Raw genomic sequence first — 25,470 nt, forward strand, 5'->3', positions numbered from 1 at the left:
GGTGTCTCTAAATAAGACACCCCATAATTCTAACTCTTATCACTTATATATTAGAAAACATTAAACTCAGTTTTGGTAAATGATTCGGTTTAGAAATCTTTCTTATTAACCATAAAAAATAGGGCTTACTAGTGTAAGTCCTATTTTTTATGAAACTAGATAATTCCCTGTGAAATCATGGCATCAGCAACTTTTTTGAAACCAGCAATATTTGCACCAACAACAAGGTTTCCAGGAGCATTATACTCATGTGAAGCTTCAATACTATTTCTATAAATATTTTTCATTATGTCTTGGAGCTTCTCATCAACTTCTTCAAGTGTCCAAGATAGTCTCATACTATTTTGCGCCATTTCTAACGCTGAAACAGCAACCCCACCAGCATTTACAGCCTTAGCCGGACCAAATAGTACTTTATTAGCATGGAATATTTCTATTGCTTCTAACGTTGAAGGCATATTAGCACCTTCGCCGATAGCAATTACTCCATTGGATACTAATAAGTTGGCAGCTATTTCATCGATTTCATTTTGTGTGGCACAAGGTAAAGCGATATCACAAGGAATCGACCAAATACCTGAGCATCCTGGAGTAAACTGAGCGTGAGGGTGTTCTTGGACATACTCACTAATTCGTTTACCTTCAACTTCTTTTAATTGTTTAACAGTATCAACATTTATACCTTGTGGATCAAAAATATACCCACTTGAATCACTACAAGCAACTACATTTCCGCCAAGCTGTTGCGCTTTTTCGATAGCATAGATAGATACATTACCAGAACCTGATACGACAACTGTGCTACCTTTTAAGCTAAACCCTTTATCTTTCAGCATTTCTTCAACAAAATAAACAGTTCCATAACCTGTTGCTTCTTTTCTGCCTAAACTGCCACCATAAGCCAAACCTTTCCCTGTTAAGACACCAGCTTGAAAACCACCACGCATCTTTTTATATTGGCCAAACATATACCCAATTTCTCTAGCACCTACCCCGATATCTCCAGCAGGCACATCGACGTCAGGACCAATATATTTTGAGAGTTCACTCATGAAGCTTTGTGTAAATCGCATAATCTCTTTGTCAGATTTTCCTTTTGGATCGAAGTCAGATCCACCTTTACCACCGCCAATTGGCTGACCAGTTAAGGAATTTTTGAAAATTTGCTCAAAACCAAGGAATTTAATAATACTTGCATTTACTGATGGATGGAAACGAAGGCCACCTTTGTACGGACCTATTGCACTATTAAATTGGACACGAAAACCTCGGTTTACTTGTACCATGCCTTGATCATCGACCCAAGGAACCTGAAAGCTGATGACACGCTCTGGCTCTACCATTCTTTCAAGAATCCCGTGTTCAATATATTTTGGATTAGAAGCAAGTACTGGAACTAAAGAGTCAAAAACTTCCTTTACTGCTTGGTGAAATTCGCTTTCATTTGGATTACGCTTCTTTACTAAGTTATAAACATCGTCGACGTAACATTTTGCGAATTGTGTTTCTTGATTCTGTTGTTGTATTAATGTAGACATGTTTTACCCCCAAGCTAAAAAATAGTTATATTACAATCATAAAGTAAATTAAAAAATACTTTACGATTGTTTGTTAATTTTTCTGTTATGGTATATCTTATAATTTATAAATGTTCTGAACAATATAGAAAAGAGATAAATTTAATGCCAAAATGAGATGAAAGGTGAGGGACCGAAATGGAATTGAGACAAATTAGATATTTTATGGAAGTTGCAAAACGAGAACATGTTACAGAGGCCGCAGATGCTCTACACGTTGCTCAATCAGCTGTTAGTCGACAAATATCCAATTTAGAATCGGAATTAGGAGTTGATTTATTTATAAGAAAAGGAAGAAGAGTAAAGGTAACACCCATTGGAGAAATGTTTCTAGAGAGAATGAAGCAAGCAATGAATGTCATTGATAATGCACGTATAGAAGTGGAAGAGTACTTAGACCCAGAACAAGGGACGATTCGGATTGCATACCCTATTAGCATGGCAGCATATACACTACCTAGTGCAATTGTTGCTTTTCGAGAGAAGTATCCAAAGGCAAAATTTCAACTTAAACAAGCTACATATCGGAATTTAATTTTTGGTGTTATTAATGGGGATTTTAATATGGCAATGATCGGTCCTCTACCAGAGGAAAACAAAAAGGTGAAAAGCAAAATTCTATTTACAGAGAGGGTTGTTGCGCTATTGCCTCAAAATCACCCTTTGGCAGATAGACAATCGCTAACGTTAAATGAACTACAAGACGAGTCATTTATTTTATTACCAAAAGGTTTTGTTTTGAGAGATCTTATAGTGGAAGCTTGTTCGCAGTCAGGGTTTAATCCAAAGATTGCATTCGAGGGAGATGATATAGATGCGCTAAAGGGATTGGTATCGGCAGGTTTGGGTATTACGTTAATACCTGAAATTACATTAGTTGACAGTGTACCACATGCAACCGTGAAAATACCTGTTATTAAGCCGTCTGTAACTCGTACCGTGGGGATTCTTGTACCAAGTGAACGACAGTTATTACCTACAGAAAAGTTATTTTATGAGTTTCTCATAACCTTTTTCAAAGGAAGGGATATGTTGTGATTAAAAGGCAAAAGTAGTATAGCAATGAACAATATCTAATTAAGAAATAATCCTGAAGGTGATAAACGTTGTCAAAAATTAATGCTTATTTTTTAGTGATGGTAGGTGCTAGTTTATGGGGATTAACTGGTTTATTTGTTCAGCATTTATACTCCTTTGAATTTATTCCATGGGAAGTTGTAGGGATACGCCTCATATTTTCAACACTCATATTAGGATTGTTTTTACTGTTTTATGATCGTAATCTATTGAAAATAAAAACGCAAGATATTGGATTTTTTATTGGTACAGGAATTGCAAGTATCGCATTTTTTAACTATTGTTTTTTTACTACTATTGAACAAGCAAATTTATCGATAGCGGTCGTACTTTTGTATACTGCACCTGTTTTTGTAACTTTAATATCAAGAATTCTCTTCAAAGAATCATTGAACATAAATAAGGTAGCTGCTTTAGTTGTGGTAATAATTGGTTGTAGTTTTACAGTTGGATTTTACCAACCGATAGTCTGAATGTCAGTGCTAACACAATTATTGTAGGGGTTGGTGCAGGATTTTTTTATTCATTGTATATAATATTTGGAAAAGTGGTCAGTCAAAAATATCACGCTTTAACGATTACATTCTATTCGATGCTGCTTGGTGCTTTGTTTCTTTTACCAACAAGTTCATTATGGGTGAAAAAAGAATTATTTCTTGAGAGTCAAGTCTTGATATATGGTATTGGTCTTGCATTTTTTGTAACAGTGTTAGCTTATATTGTCTATACGATCGGCTTAAAATACGTCGAATCAAGTAAGGCAGCCATTCTTTCAACTATCGAGCCAGTTGTGGCTATTTCTGTTGATTTTTGGCATTATCCTAATATTTTTTTCTGTTATCTTAACTATACAAAAATAGTTTTTTAGGGGGGAGCGTATATTCTTCTCTTCGATTTATGGTTCTAACAGTCTATTAACTTTATCCACAAATTGACCTACAAATTTTTTTGATTAAAAGTGCGATGCTCAAATAAAGAGGGCATCGCTTTTGTTATTTGAATTTCCCATGCTTTTATAATTCATATCATTTTGATATTAATCCTATCTTTTATCCATATTGATAAGATTGATTTACAAAATTAAAATACAAGTAGAAACAATTTAGATCGACATCGATCGTTTTGTTAGAAAAGTAAGCAGGCCGATAAGATTACTGTGTGAATAATAGTTGGAATATTCTGCATTTTTATTTGAGCTTTATGAATTTCGTAACATAAACTAAAGCATATGACAGAGGTGGATGAAAAGATGTTTAAAAAAGTGGACAGAAAGTGGACTGAATGGCAAAAGAAGGTCATCTACGAAGAGTACGTAGCACCAGATTTAGACGAGGAAAAGTTAAAGAAAAAAATAGAAGAAGTAAACAAGAAATATAATGGTTTTCATGCTAACATGAATCAGAACGCTAAATTGAGAAAAACGATCTAACTTTAATTACCTAGAGGTAAATATTGTATTTTCAATAGAAAATAACAACACTACAGAAATAAGCAACCGATTATTATTATAATTCGGTTGCTTATTTCTGTTTTTATGAATGCGTGTAGTGTTGACCTTATGTACACTTCCATGAAAATGTACACATGTATAAATGTCGCTCTTATGAAAATCGATTTATAGGAAAGTCCTCTGCACCGTGCCACCCTCCAACAAATGCTCCTCCTTTTCATTCGAATATGATTACTCCATATCCTTTTTCTATACACGAATTTAAGGTCATTCTGTACGAATCCACACCTTGTGAAAAATTTAATCATATTATATACTACATTACAACACTAATGCACTAGTCATGAGAGGAGGGGAACATTTGATTTTAGATTCAGATAGCTCAAAACCGATTTATGTGCAAATTTCTGAATGGATCGAGGCTGAGATTTTACGCGGACATTTTACAACCGATCAAAAAGTTTATTCTCAATATCAGCTTGCTGACAAATTTAATATTAATCCTGCCACAGCTGGTAAAGGGCTAACTTTACTTGTAGAAGATAATATTCTTTATAAAAAAAGAGGGCTAGGAATGTTTGTAGCTGAAGATGCGAGAGAGAGAATTAAAAACAAACGGAAAAATCAAACGCTAAAGAAACTCATTTTTGAGCTAGTCATGGAGGCTAAGTACCTTGATGTAGATGAGGGAGAATTAATCGAAATGATTAAATCAATAAAGCGTAAGGGGGAAGGACAATGAGTGTGATTGAATGTAAAGATGTCACAAAAGTCTATGGGAACATAGCTGCGTTAAAAGGTGCTTCATTTGCAATTGAAGAAAACAAGATAACCGGTATAATTGGGCGAAACGGGGCCGGAAAATCAACGATGTTAAAAATACTTGCTGGGTTTCTGAAAGAAACATCAGGAGAAGTGCAAGTTTTGGCCGAGCATCCATTTAATAATTTAAAGGTGTCAGCCAATTTAATTTATGTAGATGATCAAATGAGCTTACCTACTTCGTTAACTTTAAGCGAAATATTAGAATGTGCTGGCGGTTTTTACCGGAATTGGGATAAGGAACTTGCAAAAAGATTATTTGACTATTTTTCCTTTCATCCTAAGCAGCGTCACAACAACCTTTCAAAAGGAATGAAAAGTACCTTCAATATGATTATAGGCTTAGCCGCTCGTTGTGCTGTTACGATATTCGATGAGCCGACAATCGGCATGGATGAAGCTGTACGGAAAGACTTCTATCGCGCTTTACTTAAAGATTACATCGCTTATCCGAGAACGATTTTGTTATCAAGTCATCACCTACATGAAGTGGAAGATCTTTTAGAAGATGTCCTTATTATTAAAGAAGGGAAAACCCTTCTCCACGTGCCATTAACGGACTTTAAAGAAATGGCAATGGGGTTAAGTGGAGATCTAAGTATCGTGAATCCATTAATTTCGGATAAGGAAGTGTACCATTTAGAAGAAAATGGCATCAAGCGGACATATGTGGTTGTGGAAAATAACTTCACAGAAGCAGAGCTTCATGAAGCTAAGGTAAAAGGGATTGACGTTTCTCCTGTTTCTTCTAGTGATTTATATGTATTCCTGACGAATAAAACAAAAGGAGGGATTGATGATGTCTTTAACCAAGGTTAGCTTTGCGAGTGTGGTCAAAAGTCAGTTTCGCTATAAAGTAAAAGCATATTTAGGGGTGTTTGTATCATTAATGATCTTGCAGCTCATTGCGATTGTTTTTTCCTTTAATGGCGTCAGCTCGTTCGGTAGTGGGTCGGATAGCTTTTCTATTACTATTAGTCGTTATTCAGCAAATATGGTAATCACTTTTACGTTCCTATGGGCTTTTATTACAGCGATTATGCTGACAACAAGAGCATATCGATATGATGATTTTTCTTTTGTGACTAATCGTCTAAGCAGTAGTCTTTCTACGGTTCTTTTCCTCCTATTTGCATGTGCTGCTGCAGGAGTTTCAGCGATGTTATCGAGTTTTTTATTGAAGAACATTATTTACTTCTTTTTTACTGATATAACGCTTGCAGGAGGTTTGCCTCAGGCTGCACCAGGTGAGTTTATCATAGGAACAATTGCAACCATTTTATACGTAATTTTGTTTAGTTCAGCTGGTTATTTTATCGGCACTCTTGTTCAACTTCACAGATTTTTCGCTGTTTCAATACCAGTTGTCATCTTTGGGTCTTTGTTTATTGGTGACCAGTCTGGTATTGGAAATGCGATTGTTTGGATCAATGAATTTCTATTTAGCGAAACATCTTTTTTCATTTTCATTTGTAAAATCATCATTTTTACCGGAATGTTTTTCGTAAGTTCGTTCTTTCTGCTGAATCGATTGGAGGTTAGACAATGATGATGAGTATTATCCTATTAGCGATCATTGCTATTGTGATTGCAGGTGTCGTAAAAGGATCGGGGGCAAGAAGACAGTCACAATGGTTTTCTGGGAGTAGTACAAAGTGGTTTATTGCAGGGTATGCGCTTTTATTACTTGCTTCTGTCTTGATCTATCAATTGATTCCGAAGACTGATGAAGTTCTTGAACCAGAAATCACACAAGCAGAGATGAATCAGTTCTATAACGATTTTCATAATGCAGCTATAAAAGGTGAGTTAGACTCACTTGAGGGGAGTATAAAAACGGCAGAATGGGTGTTTGACTATGATCAACCTAAGCTACATCTAAGAACTAAATATAACAACCATATTTCTATCTTGGTCGTAACGGAACGAAAGTCAACGAACGATGGTACGATAGAAGCATATTACTATACAGGTGTATCCACAGCAGGAAACATTGATATTACCGATGCTGTAAGCAGAGTCGACCTAGAACTAGATGGAAGTACGCTTGAGCTTATGCGACCTGAAGTGGTTGAACGGCACTTTGCTCAATTTATACAAGAGTTTACCATCACTCAATTTTCGGAACAAAAAAGTTTATTTAATGGACATCATACACATATCGCACCAGAAGTGTTGTATTTAAAAATTCCAGAAGAGTTGGAGATTGTCGACTATGCAAATGTGTTGTGGGAGTAAAACAGAAATAAAAAACAAAGTGAAATCATAATTATAGATCATAGAATCATTAGTAAATATCCTTTCAGAGAAGTACCGGCCATACAAGTTATACGTATTCAGCCCTTGAGTAAATAATCAAGGGCTACGTGCATGTTAAAATCGACTTCACGTTGAGATAGGAGTCATTTTGGTAAGCATTAACGTAACAGTTTCTATTTTGTTCTTCTGCATACGCTGATTTAAACAATCATTCTCTAAGTGCTCTCAACAAAACAGGTGGCAACCGAATAGTTGACACCCGTTGTAGTTACAAACTCGTTCGCTTTATCTTTAATTATTTGTTTTTGTAATCTTAGTAGTTGTAGTAGTTGTAGTTTGTTGTGGTGAAGCAGTATTTTGTAATTGTTGTGTAACTTGTTGAAGCTGGTCGTTAGCCTGTTGCAGCTCTTGGTTCCCAGTTTGAAATTGTTGCTGAGCTTGCATTAAAGACTGTTGAGCCTGTTGAATTTGTTGAGGATCTCCAGATGATTGGGCTGATGTTAAAGCTTGTTCTGCTTGCTGTAAGGCTTGTTGAAGTTGTTGGTTTGTTTGGTTTTGTTGGTTCATAAGGCAATACCTCCAGAAATAATTTTTTAAGGACTGTTAAGCCCATTGATATATTGCTCTTCTCGCACTAGTTATATGCCAATATGTTAGACCCTGTATGTAGCACATAAGGGAATAATTAATAAGTGGATGAATGAATCAAAACTAGAATAGTGTTTAGTGTGCAGAAACCTTACTTATTCCCATAGGTGACGAGATGACAACTTCAAGAGTAAAAGCATAAAATCAGTACTACTTTGTAATCTCATTGGCTGTAAATGTTATGAGGAAAGTGGAAGTTCAAATAGAGGGAATGGTGGAGAGGAACTTCCTAAATTAAAAAGTGCACTGATTGATAAACATCAGCGCACTTTCTGTTTTTTATATTTAGTCCTGTTCGGAATAATTCTTAAAACTGAGAGCCACCCATTTGCTGCTCAGCCATTTGAACCAATCTTTTTGTAATTTCTCCACCAACAGAGCCGTTTGCACGGGAAGTCGTGTCAGCTCCTAATTGAACCCCAAATTCTGATGCAATTTCGTACTTCATCTGATCCAATGCTTGCTGTACACCTGGAACTAATAATTGATTTGAATTATTGTTGTTACTTGCCATGTTAAAACACCTCTTTCTTGGTTTTGAGATTAGTATGTTAAAGCATGCTTTTTATTATACAGTGAAACGTTATGTAAATATTCCCAATTGAAAAGGATAAAAATATCATAACGCTTTGATGTAAAGCGTTATGAAGGAGCTCTAATGTTCTTCTTCTTTGACATCTGCTTCACCTTTTACGTCTATATGGGCTACTTCTTTTTTGAGTTTTTCAGTAACAGTTACATTTTCTTCAATTTGACGGTTTTCAATAGATACTTCATTCACCTTAACAGGGTGCTTATGAATTTCTATTTCTTCTTCTTTAATTGGAATTCGTATTTCTTCTTCATTTGCTGCTTCGATCACCATTTCCTGACGCTTTATTGGAACGGTAATGGTCTTTTTATCTTCTACAACTTCATGATGTATTTTTACTTCTCCTGTTTGTACTCGTTTTTTTGTTAGCTCTAGTTCCTCTTCACGAAGTTGTAACGTTTCTGAACGTTCCATCTCCTCATTTGAAGCTTTCGTATGTCTCCTTGAGATTAACATGTTACCGATGACCCCAAAAACCCCTCCAATAATCCCTCCAGTTAAAAGTGAGAAATTTAACAACCATCCTAAAAGAATTCCAGTTATGGCACCAACAAGGATATACTTTCCCATAGGAACCTCCTGATTAATTTTTTTTTATCTTTCCCCGACCTTTTATTTTTATGAAAAGGGGGCGTCTCAAAAGGTCTGTTTTTGACCTTTTGAGACACCCCCGAATAATATTACTCTTCTCTGATGATATCTGTATCACCATGTTCTTCAATCTCTGCGACTTCTTTATGAAGGACATCTCGTACTTGTTCTGTTTCTTGGACAGAACGCTTATGAGCAGAAACCTCACCCGTAACAACAGTATGTTTATCCACATCAATCTTTTCTGCTGTAACCGGAATATGGATCGTTTCTTCTTCGGTGATAGGTTCGTCTGTTGGCTCATGATCAACTGCTCTTTGTTCAATAACGACTTGATCATGAGAGACAGGAACATTGACTGCTTTTTCCTCTTCAACGATATCTTTATGAAGAGTCACATCACCAGTTTCTACACGGTATTTATCTATATCTAATTCTTCTTCACGCAGATCTAAATGTGCACTTTCTTGTGCAAATTCTGTATCTGCAGTTCGATCTACTTCACGTGCCTCTTTGCGGATTTCCTTTTGAGTTTCTTCTTCTTCGTTAAACAAATCAAAAAAGCCCATTATGAAAACCTCCTAGGAAAGTGATATTGATCGTGGTACAAATCTTATCTTCGCCGATTTAAAAGCAAAATATGTAGAGAATTAATACCTTTTGATAAATAAAAAGTGTTTTTTTAAAAATAATAATGAGGAAGGTTAGTTAAAAACAAGAGGTGTAGTTAATGACTAAGGGAAAAGATCCTCAATTTAAAAGTGGAGAAGATGTATCCGATGTAAGAAAAGGATTATACGGCTTAAACCCTGCAGAAAGTTTGTTGTCGGTAAACTTTGCAACGACTGAAAACGCATATTTAAACGAACATTATCAAGAAGACCCTAAAGAAAAAGAGAATGAATAAAATCTAATAAACAGAACAGGGAAGGAACGCCCTAGTCCTGTTCTGTTTGTTTTATCGTTTGAATTCTTCTTTTAATATAGAAAAGATTTTTAGATCACGGTGTTTGCCCTTAACGAGCATGTCTTTTCTATTTATTCCTTCAAAAGACATTCCAATCTTCTCCATCACTCGCTGCGATCTCAAATTCTCAACAAAACATCTTGCTTGAATTCGAACTAAATCCATTTGTTCAAATCCAAATTCTACTACTTTCGTTGCCGCTTCAGTCGTAATTCCTTTTCCCCAATAATCCTGTGAAATAACATAGCCAATTTCAGCTGTCTTATGAGTTGGTTTCCACCATACAAAATCAATGGTTCCAATAAATTTTTGTTCGTCCTTTAATTCAATCCCCCATGGAGCGACTTGTTGATTCTCATAATTTTGAAGCACAAAATCAATAAATTCTCTTGTATCTGTCAAAGTTTGATGGGTGTTCCATGTCACGTATTTAGTCACTTCTTCATTTGATCCATAATCAAACATAGCTTCTAAGTCATTTAGGGAGATCTTTCTTAAGATTAATCGGTCTGTTGTTAAAATCGGTAAGTTGCTATAAATTTGTTCGGTCTTCATCAGATCACCTCAGGTAAGATTTTACAAATAATTATAAAGGTTTTGTGAGAGTTTTGGTCAATTTTTCTAAATTTTATATATTGAATTAGAATAAACTAAAAAAAATAGGAGAAGGTAGAAGCAAAGGATTTTATAAAATGGTAAAGAAAAACAAATAGTTCTTTCGTGAAATTGGACAATATTGTATTAAGTCAATGTAAGGGACTGACATTAGCAAAATACTTTATGACTAATACTATTGTCTTTGTTTTTAGGTAAACATCGCCATTGAAAAAGTCTCAAAGCACCAATCGAAATCAATCGTACAATTTGAATGAAAAGAGCTTTACAGTGAAAGATAAGATTGAGGTGATTATATGAAATCAAATAAGAAAGATGAATTTATCATGCCGACAGAGGCTAATACAAGTGGTGAAATGGGGATAAGAACTGAAGTTGATCCAGCTCATCCGGAACATACGATCGATCGTTATGCTGGTGATTCAGTGAATGAACACAAAGAATTAGAAAGAGCTAACGAAGATTTAGCAGAAGAAGAAATCTCGCAAATCATTAATAATTCGTAAATAGTGGAAAAAGGGGTGTCTCAAAGGTCAAAAATAGACCTTTGAGACACCTCCGTCCTTTAATGTTCAACTAAACTTGATAGATTGACTTCTTGTTCATTTTCTGGATCATCCAGCGGAAAGATTCGGGCAATATCGTGATCATTGCTGACATTTTGAATATAAATCGGCGTGCCATTATAAGTGACATTTGCCATAACAGGTGAAGCGGCAATTTCTTGAGCTCGAAGCTTATTCATATAGGTTCCTCCATTCACTTTTTCAATTCCTACTATTTGCATAAAATGTTAGGATTATTCATAATCAATCATAGGATTAATTTGTAAAAAAGAAGGAGAAATACATGAATCACAACAAAAAGTGGCTAATTATAGGAGTAGTAATTGTTACATTTATTGTAGTAAATGTAGTGATTACTAATTTGACACAGCAAGATGAGGACAGACAACGAGACGTCAACCCTATGAATAGCAACATTTCTACTCATTAATAATTTATCCGGTGAAGGAAGGGAATGTGTTGAAATTAAGTATTTTGGACCAAGCACCAATTTCAGAAACTCAAACAGCAGGTATGGCACTTAAACAGTCAATGGAACTTGCAAAAGCTGGTGAGAGTTTAGGATATACGCGCTATTGGATTGCTGAACATCACGATCTTCCAGGACTAGCCTGCTCAGCACCTGAAGTGCTTCTAGGTTATATTGGAGCAAATACAGAAACTATTCGAATTGGTTGCGGAGCGGTTTTACTTCCTCATTATAAACCTTATAAAGTAGCAGAAGTATATAACACTTTAGCTACATTGTTTCCTGGGCGAATCGATTTAGGAATTGGTCGAGCTCCAGGAGGTTCTGCAGAGGTGACAAGTGCGTTGTCAGACAATTTTTTACAACAAGTATTTCAGATGCCCACGTCAGTGAAAGAACTTCTCCATTTTTTAGATCAGGATTTTCTCCCGGAACATAAATATGCAAATGTTAGGGCAGCACCGGTACCAACCATCTCTCCTAAACCATGGCTTCTTGGCACTAGTAAAAAAAGTGCCATACTTGCTGCCGAATACGGAATGGCTTATGCCTTTGGTTTATTTATGAGTGACAATGATGGACGTATGATAATAGATACGTATAGGGATCACTTCAAACCAAAAAAGGTTGGGGATCGTGCAGAAATCATTCTAACCGTTTCAATTATTTGCGCGGAAACAATTGAAAAAGCAGAAGAAATAGCTCTTAGTTCTCTAGTGTGGAAAATTCAAACCGAAAAGGGAGAAGGTAAAGAGGGAGTTCCTTCCATTAATGCAGCAAAAGAGTATTCATTAACAGAGCAAGACCGTCAATCAATTGCAAAAATGAAAAAAAATATGATCATCGGAGATCCAGGACAAGTTAGAGAACAAATTATGGGCCTTAGAGAAAAATATGTATTTGATGAATTAATGATCATATCAATTACTCATGACCATGAAGATAGGGTTAACTCCTACCGTTTACTAGCTAAGGAAATGAGGATATAGTCATAAAAATGCTGGTTTCGGAACATACGTTTGTTTTGTGTTTAAATCTACTAATCTCTTATGCTATAATGATAAAGCAATAGAATATCGCTTCTTAAGGGTGGACGGTATATCATCCCCAATGAAAGGGGGTGAGGCCGGTGACTGTATTTGAATCACTAATGCTTATGATTGCATTTGCAACATTGGTAGTTGTGATCCTAACGTCAAAAGAAAAATAATCCACCCTTGCTCTAGAGAAGCAGGGTGGATCCATTGAATTGTGTGATCTGCCGCCCCCTTGAAGGGCAGTCTATTGTGTAAACCGATGGTGTTACCAGCACCGTCGGTTTTTTCTATTGTATGCATGTATATTTTTAGTATACGTTCTCCATGCAAGAAAATCAAATGGAATGTAACTTTTTCTTATCTCTTCTTTTGTTAGGTTCTTTCACTACAGCGTATAACCAGCAAAGCGGCCGAATCTTAAACAAACGTTTGATTAAGGTTAAAATGAAGTTCATAAATGAAATTCGACTTTAGTCGAGTTTTTTCGTCGGGGTATTGACTTTTTTGTAATATTATGCGCTTGCCCAGGAAATTCTGTTGTTTCTCTAGTGAAAAGAAAATATCAGTCTAAGCCATTTGAGAGACACTACGTATAAACGCGATAAAACAAATACAATTTCCTTATGAAACACGTAATGTGTACTGAGATAAAAGTGTAAAAAGAGCAAAGGGTGGGGGACCAAAGGTACTTCCCCTGCTATTTTACTAATTTATCAATGAAAGAAGTATGGTAGCCAAAAATAAACAGCTGTGACTATGACAATGATAGCAATGACATTTAATCGGAAGCCGGTTTTTAACATGTCTTGAATGGAAATAAAGTTCGATCCAAAAACGACAGCGTTTGGAGGAGTTGAAACAGGCAGCATAAATGCACAAGTGGAAGATAAGGCAACGATAGCCATTAGTGCATAGGGATCTACTCCAATACCAGAAGCAATTCCAATTGAAATAGGAATGAACATATTAGAAATTGCTGTATTAGATAAGAACTCGGTCATAAATAGTAAAGCCGTAGCAAAGACAAACAAAAGCAAACCATAAGGCAGTGTCTCTATACTAGTTAAATGCATTCCAATCCAACCTGTTACATTCGTCTCAACAAAAGCAGCTGCAAGAGATAACCCACCTCCAAAAAGTAACAATATACCCCAAGGTAGTTTCTTCATGTCATTCCAGTTCATTAGCATCCCTTTCTGTGATTGACTAGGTACAAGAAAGAGGGCGAGAGCTCCAATTAGCGCAATAGTCGTATCTGTCAATTGAAAGGGTAAAAAGCCACTAAAAATCCAAAGAACAACTGTGCTTATAAAAATGAATAATACAGATTTCTCCTCGTTTGTCATATTGCCTAAATTATTTAACTGTTGCTTGACGATGCTGTCTGGAATATGAGTACCTGATGGAACAGGAAAACGTAATAGAATTAAAACATAAAGTAGGAATAACAAAATAGTTGTAATTGGAAAAGCAAACACAAACCAATCAGCAAACGAAATCTTCTGATGAAGTACTGAATCTGCAATCCCTGCAAAAATAGCATTTGGTACAGAACCAATTAGTGTGGCAAGTCCTCCAATGGAAGCTGAATAAGCAACGGTTAGCAATAATCCTTTCGTGAAAGACTCCGTAGAAATTGGATCAAATATTTTCTTGTTTTTCACTTCTGAAATTAATGCCATTACGACAGGGAACATCATTAATGCTGTTGCTGCATTTGAGATCCACATAGAGAGGAAGGCGGTCGCTAACATGATCCCTAATATAATTCTCTTCGTACTTGTCCCAATAAAAAGCAAAATCGACATAGCTATTCGCTTATGTAAATTCCACTTTTCTATAGCCAGAGCAATTGTAAATCCCCCTAAAAACATTAATATGATCGGGTTAAAGTAAGCAGCGGAAGTTACTTCGTAATTCACAGCACCACTTATAGGCAAAAGAATAAGAGGGAGGAGGGAAGTGACGGCAATGGGCAATGGTTCTGTCATCCACCATATAGCGATCAAAACGGTTATGGATAAAACTGCTCTAGGCTCATTTGCCAATCTAGTTATCACCGGAATGAAATACAATATTAAAGCAAATATCGGACCAAGATAAAGACCAATCCACTGACGGTTTGAGTAATGGATTTGAATCACCATCCAATCTAAAAGTAAAACCTATATGATACAAGCTTATGTTAACTAAATAGTAATTAGGACATGATTTGTGTAGGAGAAGGGTGGAGTAATAGGTAGCGATTTTTGTTGAATTTTGATATGAATTAGGCTGGATTTGTTTAATCAAGTTCATTTAAATTTTAAAAAAAATCACTTTCCGTCTCAGAATTAAGAGTAAACTTAGGAAATGAGATATAAAGGAGTTCCAGAAAAGAACTTCCGATAATATTTATTATGTAAACTAATAGTATTAAATAATATTTTACGTAATAAAGTACAAGTTGAAAGATACCTAAAGGTCTTAATCACCCTTAGGTATATCCATTTTATCAACAGCTTGTTTTAGATCATCATTGTTAATATGCGTATAAATCATTGTCGTTTGAATAGAAGAATGTCCGAGTTGTCTTCGTAATTTTGGAACATCATTAATTTCAGTATGATACCTCGTAGCAAATGAATGTCTAAGTTTGTGCACCGATAATGATGGTTTTCCGAATGCTGTAGCATATTTCTCAATTAATTTCTCAATAGACCTTGCTGTTAATCTTCTAGGTTTTCCTTTTGGACCCATTGGAGCTGCAACAAATAGTGCCTTATTAGACTTTTCAACTTTATAGCGTTTTTCTCGAATTTTTAAGTAATCCTGAAGGTCATCCATTGCTAATTTACTAAAGAAAACAAATTGCTCTTTGTTACCTTTTCTTATAACGCGTGCAGTGTATTTACTGTAATCAATGTCATCAATATTCAAATTCACAACTTCTGAAAGACGAAGTCCAGATCCTAAGATGAGGGAGACTATAGCAGTATCACGTTCTCGATTTAATAGATGAAAATTATATAGTTTTTTATTATTTTTATTAAGCAAACCATAGTCAGACGCTATAAATTGCCTAAACTTTTCATATTCATCGCCCATTAAAATTTTGCCTTCCATTTTGTTAGCGATTGTTTCCATGCTTTCTTTAATCTCATTAAACTCAATTTTAGCCATGACATTTCTTTGTAAGTACGGTTTTAATTCACGTGTTTCTGCGATGTTCTGTAAGTAATTAAAAAGAGATTTCAAAGCCGATAATTTTCGGTTAACCGTAATTTCTTTATTATTTAATTGATATTGCAAAAAACCTAAGAAACCTTCAACTTGCTGGCTCGTTAAGGACTCTAACAGTTCAAGGGGAATATTTTTCATCTCACCAGTATGTAAACCTTCATTTTTAAGCCAGTTAAAGAAGATCTTATAATCATGAGCGTAGTTCAGTAATGAAGCTGCAGACAATTTCCTTTGTTTATGATTTATGTATTCACTAACATACCATGGTAATTGATCAAGTAACGTATTAAGCTTTTGAAAATGCTGTTGTTGATTTGCCATGAAAAACACCTCAAAACATAATGTTCTATATAGTTATTATACACTCGAAACTTTATTACGTCAAATTTATATTTTACGTAATAATGTTGCGGTGTAGATCCCCCCTTTATTTCAATCTTACTATTCAAATTCCATTAATAACTTCAGAATAAAAAATTAAAGCCGAAGAAAAACTTGGCTTCGACTAACTAAAATTATGTATCATCATTATCTAAACATTTACTCTGCCCACAAATAATATTCAATAACTTCTTCCTCATCAGATACAGAAATCCATCCTAAAGTAGACAAGTCAAATTCATTTGAATCTTTATCAACTTCTAAATAAACGTCCCACTTATTTTCCTCATCACTTCTTGCTGCGTCAAACACTTTTACATCCGCAATAGCAATATCTAAATTATTTACATCTATGTATTCTTCGGCGAACTGAATAGCGACCGTTTCTGCATGGTCTAAAGATATCTTTCCAAAAGAGCAACCAACTAGAAAAAGGAACAAAAAAATAACAATCAAACGTAAACTTCTTCTGATCAATGTGTACCTCCCTATTCAAATAACACTATTTTTCATTTTCTTCTATTAATATAGACGTATAAGTGCAGTCGAAAGTTTCAAATTTTCTATATTTTCAACAATAAAAAAAGGCTAATTAAATAAGAGGCCACTGAAAAAGGTCAAAACCGTACCTTTTTCAGTGGCCTCTTAAATAAGTAGCCTTTTAAAAAACTTTTTAAATTATTTTTCATCTTGGAAGTTGGTATTGATGTTGCGTCCCTCTTGCTATATCGTTAAGAATATCTGTGAAATTTGCACCAATTTGATCAAAAGTCATCCCATTACGTAACTGGTTATCAAATGCGTAAATACGTTGCACAATATGCTCATCAGCTGCAACATGGACATGTTTTTCAACATTGGATGCTTTAACTAAATGCTGAACTCTTGCACTCACTTCGTTATTTTCTTCCGTAGTTTGTAACCCAATCAATACATTATCATCTTGAATGACAACGCAGGCGTCATCTATCCCAATAATATTTTCAACCTGTTTTTGAATTGTATGTCTTTTGTCTTCTTGATTAACGAGTTGGTCATTACCAACTCTTCTTATCTCATCGTTTTCGGTCAGCTCAGAATTAAATCCCTGCTCTCTTATATTAGCTGGGTTCGTTGCCTGATCATCTATCCCACAGGCGGTCACAGCTAAGAACAGTATTGCTATAACTGCTGATGATAATATTTTTTTATCCATTTTAGATTCCTCCTTTTGGATTATTATGGCTAAAAGGAAGGTTTTCTAAACTATCAGTATTTGGTGTTTTATAAACGGTTTTCAGCAATAATTGCCATCAATATTCATTTGATTTCGAGGAATTATAAAAACAAATTAAAAGGAAGTGATAACAATGTCTCAAAATACCTCTGATGATATTCGTCAAATTATAAAAAAAGCAAAAGATGATGAGAAAGAAGCAAAGACAGCAGCCGATATCGTCAATGATGCTACATCAGATATGATTCCACAACGAACTCAAAATGATCAATCACAGAATAACCATTAATACAGTAAACATCAGTTCTTTGAAAGGACTTTCAAAACTGAGATAAGAAGCTTAAAAATAACCGTTGTACATCTATTTATTTCGTTAATGATGTGCAATGGTTATTTTTAGTTTATTGACCATTATTAATGCCTACATTCCTAAAATTCTATCTACCGAGAGCTCTCTATTTGAGTGCGCTTCTAATCTTTATTAAGGTGTTTTAAATCACCTTCCAAATTTATAGATGGATTAATTGTTAATAAAAAATGTAGAAATTGCTTTTGATTAATTGGCGAAATGACTATTAGATTAAATTTGCCATACATAATTTCCAGACGATCAAGTGAATTAGCTGGTGCTGAAATCAAACTTCTAGTCTTCCTCACGCTCTTAATTTCATTGATTAATATCATCTTAGAAAAAGGGCCGAATGCAATTTTTAAACGGTCATTTTCTATTTTATAGCCAGTTGAATACCAAATCCATGCAACAAAAATAGCTAACGGAAAGGTGATTAATCCCGTAACTACTTCCCTTTCAATAATTGGCGGGATAGTACATAAAAGAATGGTCACCCAGATGATCATTCCTAACCATAAGTCTTTTTTTTGATGGAAAATACAACGAAGATTTCTCCTTTATTATTTATTCATATCTTATACGCATTTGAAAAAGAATGGTTTCAATTGTACAAACATGAATGTTGTCCTAATGTAATCAATGATGAATAAGCGTTCCTAAGAAAATCAGAAACGCTCACTGTAACATTATTTATGTACTATATCTTCCTTTAACGAAGCTACTCTTTCCAAAGCTTCTGTTATATCTCCTTCCGCTACACCAAAATGAACAAGAGCATCATGTAGATGTTTAGCAATCGTATCAAAATGAGAAGGTTGAATGTTCAATCCTCCGTGCGCTTTTTCCATTGACTTGCCTTCATATGTTCGAGAACCACCTAAAGCATAACTAATAAATTTCGTTTGATGAAGCAGTTGTTTTTCCATATCAGTATTTTTGAAAAAGTGATTTACGCTCGCATCTTTTAAAACCAACTCGTTATAAAAATAATCTACAACTTTTGCAATCGCTTCTTCTCCACCCAGTCTTTCATAAAGGTTCCGTTCCATATGTATCCACTCCGTTCTTCACTGTAAAGTACTGCCATTCTCATTATAATTAGAATTACTTCATGGGAGCAAACCAATCCACTTACGCTTACTTTATACTAAGGAATGATATCTCTAACTGAAAAAATAACGAGAGGTTTGTCTTATGATTTACAACCTCTCGTTTAGTCCTTATTCCTTTAACGAGGATCCTCATCCCAAGACAGGGTTACGACCCTCGTTGAGTCTCCTCTTTCAATTTCTTCCTGTGTTGCCTTCTCGCTTAATTCTTCATCATCGTCAATGCCAGTTGCTATAGTCGGTTCTTCATTCTGCAGTTTTTCTTTATCTTTCATACAGTGTCCCTCCTTTACACATATTCTTACTTAGAATGTGTAAGAAGCAACCATATCATTTATGCGAAGCTACTAATTTTCAATTGAATATCCGGACTGATGTATCGTGCGTGGTCTAGTCGATCTATACCATTGCAAGCATAGAATAAAGATAATAATGATATCTACAACATCTCCACCGTAATACATAATCATCCCCCCCGTTTCTGCTTGGGACGCTACTACACCATCTGGCGGGTTCGCATAAATATATTTTGATAAAATTCCGTGACCAGCTAGGGCTATGATTAAAACAATCGATCGATACACATAGCTAGTTCGATGTGGAGTTGGATCAATATAGATCATGGATATAGTAAAAACATACCCTGCTAGAAATACATGGGCATGAATCAAAATATGAAGTACCATCTGTTCGTGCATGGCATGATATAGATTCGTTGTATAAAGAATCCATAACCCTCCGATATTCAATAGAGATGCAACAATAGGGTCCGTAATAGTTCGGACAGGTCTAGTTTTTAACAAGGTCGTTAGCTTTCTTGCTGAGGTTACATGTAAAGTCCGCAATATAAGAGTCATTGGTGCTGCTAGAGCCATTAACAACGGGGCAATCATTCCGAGTAATAAATGCCCAATCATATGTATTGTAAAATCAACATGTGCTTGCTTAGCTAATGGGCCCGCAACTGCCATGACTGCACAAACAATACCTATTACCCATAATAGAGTCCGATACAGAGGCCATTGTTTGTATTTTTGATTTGAAACAAGAACCGCCATGATATAAATAATAAGAGCTACTAAAAATGGGATAGTAAGAATGAGCTGTGGAGCGACTCCCATCAAATGTTCAACATGTATATTATGGTGCATATGCTCATGTGTGTTCACTTGAAACAGTCCCCCCATGTTGATTGTTACGGCTCGTCCTCCTAATGAGAATCCAACCTATAATGATTAACACAATAGCACCAATATTCCAGATTAGATCATAAACAATTACATTCTCCACATACCGAATTTGATGTAGACGCATAATCTTGTGTTGAACGATTCCATCATATAATTGGAATACTCCTGCCCCAAAGAAGACACCTCCCCACCAACGAGTCATCCAAGCTGCGTTTCTCCTCCTCAAGTCGGCAAACAAAAACAAACCTCCGATTGTAGCAAACCAACTGAACGCGTGAAACAATCCGTCGGAAATTAAACCAATATCAGTCGTTGATCTGTCGTAAAAATGATGCCATCTTAGCAATTGATGAAATACCACCTCATCAAAAAAAGCAATCAGGCCTAGTCCAAATAAAATACCTGACCATAGATTACGCTTAGAATAAATTACTCTATTTGTTTCGTTTCCCATATTAACTCCTTAATTCATATCATTGTAAATTTAAAAGTATAGTAAAGCAGTTTATCCTAAATTTATTTTCTATAATCAAATTTATCCTTATACATATGGAAAAAAAGAAGTACATTCCTTAAGGAATGTACTTCTATCCAATATAAATTAGCCTTATACTAAATCACATGCCTCTATCGGCATCCAATGCTCATCCTAAAAACCCACCAATGGCCATAAGCGAACCCACTGAAAAAGCACTGTTTTCAGTGGGCTCCTAATAAGCATTCAGTGCTTAAAATAGTTATCCAGATAAATCACGTTTCTTGTATCCAATAAATCCAATAACGATGAATCCGACAGCAATGCAACTCAACACGAATAATATAAAAAAATTCATTTCTTCAACAGGCAGCTGTGGGATATAGCCGAATGGTGATAGCTTTCCTAACCATTCAGGAAATTGTAGCAATCCACCTAAATAAACGACTAGAAAAGAGTAACCTAAATACAGCCAAGTTAATCCTGTATATTCCGGCTTGTAACCGATTATCAGTACCGCCAATCCGATCATAAACCAAATAGCTGGCATATAAACCATCGCTGCTTTAAACATGACTAGAAAAGAGATGGGTTCCTCCATTACTGAAACAGAAGCAGACCATAATCCTAACACAGCTAAAAAAACCATAACAAATCCCAAAACGAAAGATAACAAAAAATAACTCCCCATCACGTTCGTTCGAGACACGGCTCGAGATAGTAAATGTTCTGTGTGAGCTCTTCTTTCCTCTCCTTTAAGCTTCATCATAAACATCAAAGGAGGAACAGTACATATCATCGCAATGACAGACATTAACATCGTTAAAAATTGTTCTGTTAATGATAAACCTTCAACAGGGGGCATTAATTGACTCATCATTTCATTATTTAAAAAGAAAGATTCTAGGTCACCAAAAACAGAACCGTAAGAAAGACCTAACACATACATACCAATCGCCCATGTGATGATCCCGGTACGTTGAAGCCTAAACGCTAATCCAAGAGGACTTTGTAGAAACGGTGAAGCATTCTTTCTCCCTGGTTTTGAAGGAAGAAACCCTGAATCCAAGTCCCGAATTGTATTCAAATAAAAAGCTAGTGCATTCACCGCGATCGCAGCACAAATGGTTAGGATAACTGGCCACCAAAAATTGTTTACATATACTTCTGTTCCTAAAATCCAACCAAGCGGTGAAAACCAAGAAAGCGTTGCGTTACTTACATCACCAACTGCTCGAATGAGATAAGCAATTCCTAATATAGTAAATGATAAGCCAATGGTTCCTCTAGAATTCTCTGAAAGCTGAGCAAATAAAGCTGTGACGGCTGTAAAAAAAACTCCGGTTGCCCCAAGTGCAGCTCCATATAAAAGTGAACCTTCTAGATTGATACTTTCAATTTGTAAACTATATAATCCGATCCCAATTACAATAGATAATAGAACATTTAAACCACTTAATACCCCAACGGCTGCAGAAAGGTTTGATAAACGACCAACAGGGAGGGACCTGATTAATTCAATCCGTCCTTCTTCTTCATCTGTTCGTGTATGACGTGTTACGAGTAAAATACTCATGATCGCTACAACGATTGCTGTAAAAAGCAACATTTGGTGTGCCATCATCGGACCTGCCGTATAGTTATCTAATCCATAGCCAGGTCCAAGCATAGCTGTCATGGCTGGATTTTTCATCGTTTCAGCAATAGCCTGTCTTTCTTGGTCTGTTTGATATAAATTTGTAAAGGATGATGCGGTAATAATCGTAATGAGGACAAGAGACGTTATCCAAATTGAAAAACGAATTCGATCACGTCGAATGATAAAGCGAGCCATTTCACCTGTTTGATTAGATAGCTGCTTCTCCATTACGAATGACCTCCTGCTCCTAAACGAGAATTCTTTCCTGGACTTTCATAATGACGCATGAATAAATCTTCTAATGTAGGTGGTGAACTTTCTAGTTTTATCAGGCCATACCGAGTAACGTATTTCATGACTTCATCTAAATGCTCAGAGTCCACTTGGAAAGAGAGTGTCTGTTCCTTTTCTTGAATATCATGGACCCCCTTAACTTCGTACAGTCCAGTGATTGGAAGCTTTGTTTCAATAAGCAAGTTCGTTCTAGTTAAATGACGCATTTCATTTAATGTTCCCGTTTCAATCATTTCACCTTGGCGAATAATTCCGACTCTATCGCATAAGCGCTCTACTTCCGATAAAATGTGACTTGACAGCAATATACTCTTTCCGGCCCTTTTTGCTTCTATTACACAATCTTGGAACACTTTTTCCATTAACGGATCAAGTCCAGAGGTTGGTTCGTCGAGGATATACAAATCTGCTTCTGCTGCAAAAGCAGATATTAACGCAACCTTCTGTCGATTTCCTTTTGAATACGTACGACACTTCTTTGATGGATCAAGTTTGAATCTTTCAATAAACTCGTCTCTGCGATTTTTATGAGGGACTCCTCGTAATTTCAAAAATAAATCAATGACTTCCCCACCTGTCAAATTTGGCCAAAGATTCACATCTCCAGGTACATATGCAAGGTGCTGATGTATTTCAACTGCATCTTTCCATGCATCTTTTCCAAATATCTTTGCTTCCCCTTCAGATGCTTTCAAAATACCAAGCAAAACTCGAATAGTAGTTGACTTTCCAGCTCCGTTAGGACCGATAAAGCCAAACACTTCCCCAGGCTTCACTTCCAAATTCACACCTTTTAATGCTGTAAATTTGCCAAATTTCTTTGTTAAATTCGTTGTTTTTATAATGGTCATTTTTAGTGCCTCCTCATGGGAATTAAGGTTCCCCTCTCCATTATATCTATAAAATTATGAAATAAATTTACTTATATATTTCATAATATACATAAAGTACCTTTCTGACAAGATGTTATGAACTTTATCGTTTGTTTTATTTCATATTTTTTATTACAATCTTTATAGAGGTGAATGGAATGGATGGTTTTCAACGACGTAAAGAACAAAAGAAACGGAATATCCTTGATGCAGCATTAACGTTGTTTATGGAATACGGCATTTCAAAAGTGTCCATTTCAGAAATAGCTAAGGAAGCCAATGTATCGCAAGTGACCATATATAATTATTTTGAAAGCAAACATCAATTAATTCACGATGTATTTATTTATTACGTAGACAAGGCATCGAGCGATTTTGAAAAGATTGTCTATAGCGACACTCCTTTTCCTGATAAAATCAAAAAGATTATTTTTAATAAGAAAGAAGTAGCGAAACAGATAAATGAAGAATTTTATCAATATCTAATGAAAGAATATTCAACTGAAGGAAATTATATTGAGAAGATTTACGTTGAAAAAGCAGTGCCTTATTTTACCGTTTTGTTTAAAGAAGGAAAAGAACAAGGGTTTATTGATCCGAACTTATCAGAGGAAGCGATCCTGTTTTATGTACAAATGTTAAAAGATTATATTCAAAAAGAAGATGTTTATCAAAAAATTCTCCCGCTTACTGAAGAGATAACAAATATCTTTTTTTATGGCATAATTGGGAAACAAAAAAAAGATAAGGAATAGAATGTACTTCAAAGTGAGATGCTTCTATTTATGGTTATGCCCCTCCAATGACCCATTTTTTATAATATATGTATAATAAATGAATTAGCCAAGTCAGCCTCTCTTGAAATTCATAAACTATTATAAATGATGGTAAAAGGAGTGAGGTTATAATGGAGAGTATACGTGAGACTTCTATCTTAAGTAAACCAATAGTAGGAGTATTAACAAGTTGCAGAAACATAAGGCGTCTAAACGAACAAAAAAACGTTTATAAATATTCTCTTCTTACAAACGCAAATAAAGTTGCCAATACAACACTTTATTTTTTTTGTTATAAAGACATTATTTATCATAACAAAACAATTGTAGGAACGTATTATGATGAACAAATAAAAGAATGGAAACAAAAGATTTTCCCTGTTCCTGATGTTCTATACAATCGAGGGAGTAGAAGTTCTTATAACGTTATGAAGGCAGTAAGATCCCTTCACTCAGGAGAAATGAAAGTAATTAATAGTGTAGCTGGATTTAGCAAATGGGATGTTTACAAACGTTTAGTTAAGAATAAAGAATTACGGCCTTTTCTCCCCCTTACTAAATACTTTTCTAATGCTTCTGATATTTCAAAAGACGACTTTAAAAAATTCATAAAAGAAAATCAAAAAATATATGTAAAAGCGGTAAAGGGATCACGTGGGAAGAAGGTTGTACGTGTAGAAAAAATAGGTAACGGTTATTGTTTTTCCCATTTCGATAATCAGCTTACTAGTGTTCATGTAAAGAATAAAAATGAGGTATTAAACCTACTAAAGGATTTTTTTGGATCTAGGAGTGTGATTCTTCAAGAAGGAATTGATTTACTGGAGTTAGATGAACAATTTATTGATATGAGAGCTGAATTGCATAGAAATGGCCAAGGCGAATTAGAGGTTGTTGCTATACCAGTTCGAGTAGGTAAAAAATCATCACCTATTTCTACACATGGGGGAAGCTTCACATTTGAAGACTTTTATAAAAAAATTCTTTCGTATTCTGAGGAAGAGGTAGTAGAACTGCGTAAGAAACTTGACGACGTATTGAAGCTATTTTTTAAAGCGCTTGAAAAGGAATATGGTCCTTTTGGAGAACTTGGAATTGATATAGCTTTGGATAAAGATGGCAACCTATGGTATATCGAGTGCAACGCTCAATCAGCTAAAAAATCATTTTTATCAGCATATGATAAGGAAACTATAGAAAGTTCTTATCTAAATATATTAGAATATGCCAAATTTTTATATGACGAAAAAAAAAAGAAAAGTTAAACCTGTTGA

The 25,470-nt window shown here is 35.2% G+C and carries 34 protein-coding genes; 16 read left to right on the forward strand and 18 right to left on the reverse strand.

Features of this window, described 5'->3' with window-relative positions:
* Window positions 1-155: 155 nt before the first annotated feature.
* On the reverse strand, window positions 156-1,538 hold the full coding sequence (gene gdhA, locus MF646_RS20125) for an NADP-specific glutamate dehydrogenase (RefSeq protein WP_250098294.1): 1,383 nt from the start codon (window positions 1,536-1,538) through the stop codon (window positions 156-158).
* A 177-nt stretch (window positions 1,539-1,715) separates the two neighbouring features.
* Between gdhA and gltC the strand changes: the two genes are divergently transcribed.
* From gltC to MF646_RS20165, 8 genes are all read left to right on the forward strand, one after another.
* Entirely contained in the window at window positions 1,716-2,615 is a 900-nt protein-coding gene (gltC, locus tag MF646_RS20130) for a glutamate biosynthesis transcriptional regulator GltC (protein ID WP_250098295.1), read from the forward strand.
* 68 nt (window positions 2,616-2,683) lie between these two features.
* Window positions 2,684-3,127, forward strand: a complete 444-nt coding sequence (locus tag MF646_RS20135; protein ID WP_250098296.1) for a DMT family transporter — start codon at window positions 2,684-2,686, stop codon at window positions 3,125-3,127.
* A gap of 20 nt (window positions 3,128-3,147) precedes the next feature.
* Window positions 3,148-3,522, forward strand: a complete 375-nt coding sequence (locus MF646_RS20140) for an EamA family transporter (protein WP_338035521.1) — start codon at window positions 3,148-3,150, stop codon at window positions 3,520-3,522.
* Between the two features lie 381 nt (window positions 3,523-3,903).
* The gene (locus MF646_RS20145; protein ID WP_250098298.1) at window positions 3,904-4,083 is read left to right on the forward strand and encodes a hypothetical protein; all 180 of its coding nucleotides are present in this window, start codon (window positions 3,904-3,906) and stop codon (window positions 4,081-4,083) included.
* Window positions 4,084-4,465: 382 nt separating this feature from the next.
* Entirely contained in the window at window positions 4,466-4,846 is a 381-nt protein-coding gene (locus MF646_RS20150) for a GntR family transcriptional regulator (RefSeq protein WP_250098299.1), read from the forward strand.
* On the forward strand, window positions 4,843-5,745 hold the full coding sequence (locus MF646_RS20155) for an ABC transporter ATP-binding protein (RefSeq protein ID WP_250098300.1): 903 nt from the start codon (window positions 4,843-4,845) through the stop codon (window positions 5,743-5,745). Before MF646_RS20150 ends, MF646_RS20155 begins: the two co-directional genes overlap by 4 nt.
* The gene (locus tag MF646_RS20160; RefSeq protein WP_250098301.1) at window positions 5,726-6,475 is read left to right on the forward strand and encodes a hypothetical protein; all 750 of its coding nucleotides are present in this window, start codon (window positions 5,726-5,728) and stop codon (window positions 6,473-6,475) included. Before MF646_RS20155 ends, MF646_RS20160 begins: the two co-directional genes overlap by 20 nt.
* On the forward strand, window positions 6,472-7,164 hold the full coding sequence (locus tag MF646_RS20165) for a hypothetical protein (protein ID WP_250098302.1): 693 nt from the start codon (window positions 6,472-6,474) through the stop codon (window positions 7,162-7,164). The genes MF646_RS20160 and MF646_RS20165 overlap by 4 nt, the downstream gene beginning before the upstream one ends.
* A 312-nt stretch (window positions 7,165-7,476) precedes the next feature.
* Here the strand turns inward: MF646_RS20165 and MF646_RS20170 are convergent, their stop codons facing one another.
* The 4 genes from MF646_RS20170 to MF646_RS20185 form a co-directional block, all read right to left on the reverse strand.
* Window positions 7,477-7,752 (reverse strand): hypothetical protein, encoded by a 276-nt coding sequence (locus MF646_RS20170; protein ID WP_250098303.1) that lies wholly within the window; start codon window positions 7,750-7,752, stop codon window positions 7,477-7,479.
* 388 nt (window positions 7,753-8,140) lie between these two features.
* A complete protein-coding gene (locus MF646_RS20175; RefSeq protein WP_034742580.1) occupies window positions 8,141-8,347 on the reverse strand; it encodes an alpha/beta-type small acid-soluble spore protein in 207 nt (68 codons plus the stop codon).
* 141 nt (window positions 8,348-8,488) lie between these two features.
* Complete coding sequence (locus MF646_RS20180) at window positions 8,489-8,995, reverse strand: YsnF/AvaK domain-containing protein (RefSeq protein WP_250098304.1); 507 nt, start codon at window positions 8,993-8,995, stop codon at window positions 8,489-8,491.
* 110 nt (window positions 8,996-9,105) lie between these two features.
* Window positions 9,106-9,585 (reverse strand): YsnF/AvaK domain-containing protein, encoded by a 480-nt coding sequence (locus MF646_RS20185; RefSeq protein WP_250098305.1) that lies wholly within the window; start codon window positions 9,583-9,585, stop codon window positions 9,106-9,108.
* Window positions 9,586-9,746: 161 nt separating this feature from the next.
* On the opposite strand from MF646_RS20185, the gene MF646_RS20190 reads away from it, so the two are divergent.
* A complete protein-coding gene (locus MF646_RS20190) occupies window positions 9,747-9,923 on the forward strand; it encodes a hypothetical protein (protein ID WP_250098306.1) in 177 nt (58 codons plus the stop codon).
* 51 nt (window positions 9,924-9,974) lie between these two features.
* On the opposite strand, the gene MF646_RS20195 is transcribed toward MF646_RS20190, so the two are convergent.
* Window positions 9,975-10,538 (reverse strand): GNAT family N-acetyltransferase, encoded by a 564-nt coding sequence (locus MF646_RS20195; protein ID WP_250098307.1) that lies wholly within the window; start codon window positions 10,536-10,538, stop codon window positions 9,975-9,977.
* A gap of 356 nt (window positions 10,539-10,894) precedes the next feature.
* Here MF646_RS20195 and MF646_RS20200 point away from each other — a divergent pair, with 356 nt between their 5' ends.
* Window positions 10,895-11,104: a hypothetical protein gene (locus tag MF646_RS20200; protein WP_250098308.1), complete on the forward strand. Its 210-nt coding sequence runs from the start codon at window positions 10,895-10,897 to the stop codon at window positions 11,102-11,104.
* A 59-nt stretch (window positions 11,105-11,163) separates the two neighbouring features.
* Here MF646_RS20200 and MF646_RS20205 read toward each other — a convergent pair whose 3' ends face one another.
* Window positions 11,164-11,343 (reverse strand): small acid-soluble spore protein H, encoded by a 180-nt coding sequence (locus tag MF646_RS20205; RefSeq protein WP_250098309.1) that lies wholly within the window; start codon window positions 11,341-11,343, stop codon window positions 11,164-11,166.
* Between the two features lie 104 nt (window positions 11,344-11,447).
* Here MF646_RS20205 and MF646_RS20210 point away from each other — a divergent pair, with 104 nt between their 5' ends.
* From MF646_RS20210 to MF646_RS23545, 3 genes are all read left to right on the forward strand, one after another.
* Window positions 11,448-11,594: a hypothetical protein gene (locus tag MF646_RS20210; protein WP_250098310.1), complete on the forward strand. Its 147-nt coding sequence runs from the start codon at window positions 11,448-11,450 to the stop codon at window positions 11,592-11,594.
* Window positions 11,595-11,623: 29 nt separating this feature from the next.
* Window positions 11,624-12,622, forward strand: a complete 999-nt coding sequence (locus MF646_RS20215) for an LLM class flavin-dependent oxidoreductase (protein WP_250098311.1) — start codon at window positions 11,624-11,626, stop codon at window positions 12,620-12,622.
* Window positions 12,623-12,762: 140 nt separating this feature from the next.
* Window positions 12,763-12,843: a putative holin-like toxin gene (locus tag MF646_RS23545; protein WP_420842554.1), complete on the forward strand. Its 81-nt coding sequence runs from the start codon at window positions 12,763-12,765 to the stop codon at window positions 12,841-12,843.
* A 540-nt stretch (window positions 12,844-13,383) separates the two neighbouring features.
* Here MF646_RS23545 and MF646_RS20220 read toward each other — a convergent pair.
* From MF646_RS20220 to MF646_RS20235, 4 genes are all read right to left on the reverse strand, one after another.
* On the reverse strand, window positions 13,384-14,814 hold the full coding sequence (locus MF646_RS20220) for an SLC13 family permease (RefSeq protein ID WP_250098312.1): 1,431 nt from the start codon (window positions 14,812-14,814) through the stop codon (window positions 13,384-13,386).
* 322 nt (window positions 14,815-15,136) lie between these two features.
* Window positions 15,137-16,213: a tyrosine recombinase XerS gene (gene xerS, locus MF646_RS20225; protein ID WP_250098313.1), complete on the reverse strand. Its 1,077-nt coding sequence runs from the start codon at window positions 16,211-16,213 to the stop codon at window positions 15,137-15,139.
* A gap of 219 nt (window positions 16,214-16,432) precedes the next feature.
* On the reverse strand, window positions 16,433-16,750 hold the full coding sequence (locus MF646_RS20230; protein ID WP_250098314.1) for a hypothetical protein: 318 nt from the start codon (window positions 16,748-16,750) through the stop codon (window positions 16,433-16,435).
* Window positions 16,751-16,958: 208 nt separating this feature from the next.
* Window positions 16,959-17,468, reverse strand: a complete 510-nt coding sequence (locus MF646_RS20235; protein WP_250098315.1) for a YhcN/YlaJ family sporulation lipoprotein — start codon at window positions 17,466-17,468, stop codon at window positions 16,959-16,961.
* Between the two features lie 154 nt (window positions 17,469-17,622).
* Between MF646_RS20235 and MF646_RS20240 the strand changes: the two genes are divergently transcribed.
* The gene (locus MF646_RS20240; protein WP_250098316.1) at window positions 17,623-17,778 is read left to right on the forward strand and encodes a hypothetical protein; all 156 of its coding nucleotides are present in this window, start codon (window positions 17,623-17,625) and stop codon (window positions 17,776-17,778) included.
* 182 nt (window positions 17,779-17,960) lie between these two features.
* On the opposite strand, the gene MF646_RS20245 is transcribed toward MF646_RS20240, so the two are convergent.
* From MF646_RS20245 to MF646_RS20275, 7 genes are all read right to left on the reverse strand, one after another.
* Window positions 17,961-18,347: a PH domain-containing protein gene (locus MF646_RS20245; protein ID WP_250098317.1), complete on the reverse strand. Its 387-nt coding sequence runs from the start codon at window positions 18,345-18,347 to the stop codon at window positions 17,961-17,963.
* A gap of 180 nt (window positions 18,348-18,527) precedes the next feature.
* Window positions 18,528-18,890, reverse strand: coding sequence for a group I truncated hemoglobin (locus MF646_RS20250; RefSeq protein ID WP_250098318.1), 363 nt, complete (start codon window positions 18,888-18,890; stop codon window positions 18,528-18,530).
* Window positions 18,891-19,069: 179 nt separating this feature from the next.
* Window positions 19,070-19,225, reverse strand: coding sequence for a hypothetical protein (locus MF646_RS20255; RefSeq protein ID WP_250098319.1), 156 nt, complete (start codon window positions 19,223-19,225; stop codon window positions 19,070-19,072).
* 72 nt (window positions 19,226-19,297) lie between these two features.
* Window positions 19,298-20,101 carry a cytochrome c oxidase assembly protein gene (locus MF646_RS20260; protein WP_250098339.1) on the reverse strand — a complete coding sequence of 268 codons (804 nt, stop codon included), beginning with the start codon at window positions 20,099-20,101 and terminating at the stop codon, window positions 19,298-19,300.
* Window positions 20,102-20,105: 4 nt separating this feature from the next.
* Window positions 20,106-20,594, reverse strand: coding sequence for a DUF2243 domain-containing protein (locus MF646_RS20265; protein WP_250098320.1), 489 nt, complete (start codon window positions 20,592-20,594; stop codon window positions 20,106-20,108).
* 283 nt (window positions 20,595-20,877) lie between these two features.
* Window positions 20,878-22,482 carry an ABC transporter permease gene (locus MF646_RS20270; RefSeq protein WP_250098321.1) on the reverse strand — a complete coding sequence of 535 codons (1,605 nt, stop codon included), beginning with the start codon at window positions 22,480-22,482 and terminating at the stop codon, window positions 20,878-20,880.
* Entirely contained in the window at window positions 22,482-23,399 is a 918-nt protein-coding gene (locus MF646_RS20275; RefSeq protein WP_250098322.1) for an ABC transporter ATP-binding protein, read from the reverse strand. The genes MF646_RS20270 and MF646_RS20275 overlap by 1 nt, the downstream gene beginning before the upstream one ends.
* A gap of 179 nt (window positions 23,400-23,578) precedes the next feature.
* On the opposite strand from MF646_RS20275, the gene MF646_RS20280 reads away from it, so the two are divergent.
* Window positions 23,579-24,175, forward strand: a complete 597-nt coding sequence (locus MF646_RS20280) for a TetR/AcrR family transcriptional regulator (protein WP_250098323.1) — start codon at window positions 23,579-23,581, stop codon at window positions 24,173-24,175.
* A 152-nt stretch (window positions 24,176-24,327) separates the two neighbouring features.
* The gene (locus MF646_RS20285; RefSeq protein WP_250098324.1) at window positions 24,328-25,461 is read left to right on the forward strand and encodes a YheC/YheD family endospore coat-associated protein; all 1,134 of its coding nucleotides are present in this window, start codon (window positions 24,328-24,330) and stop codon (window positions 25,459-25,461) included.
* Window positions 25,462-25,470: the final 9 nt, after the last annotated feature.

It is taken from the genome of Halalkalibacter alkaliphilus, assembly GCF_023555415.1.
Classification (GTDB): domain Bacteria; phylum Bacillota; class Bacilli; order Bacillales; family Bacillaceae_D; genus Halalkalibacter; species Halalkalibacter alkaliphilus.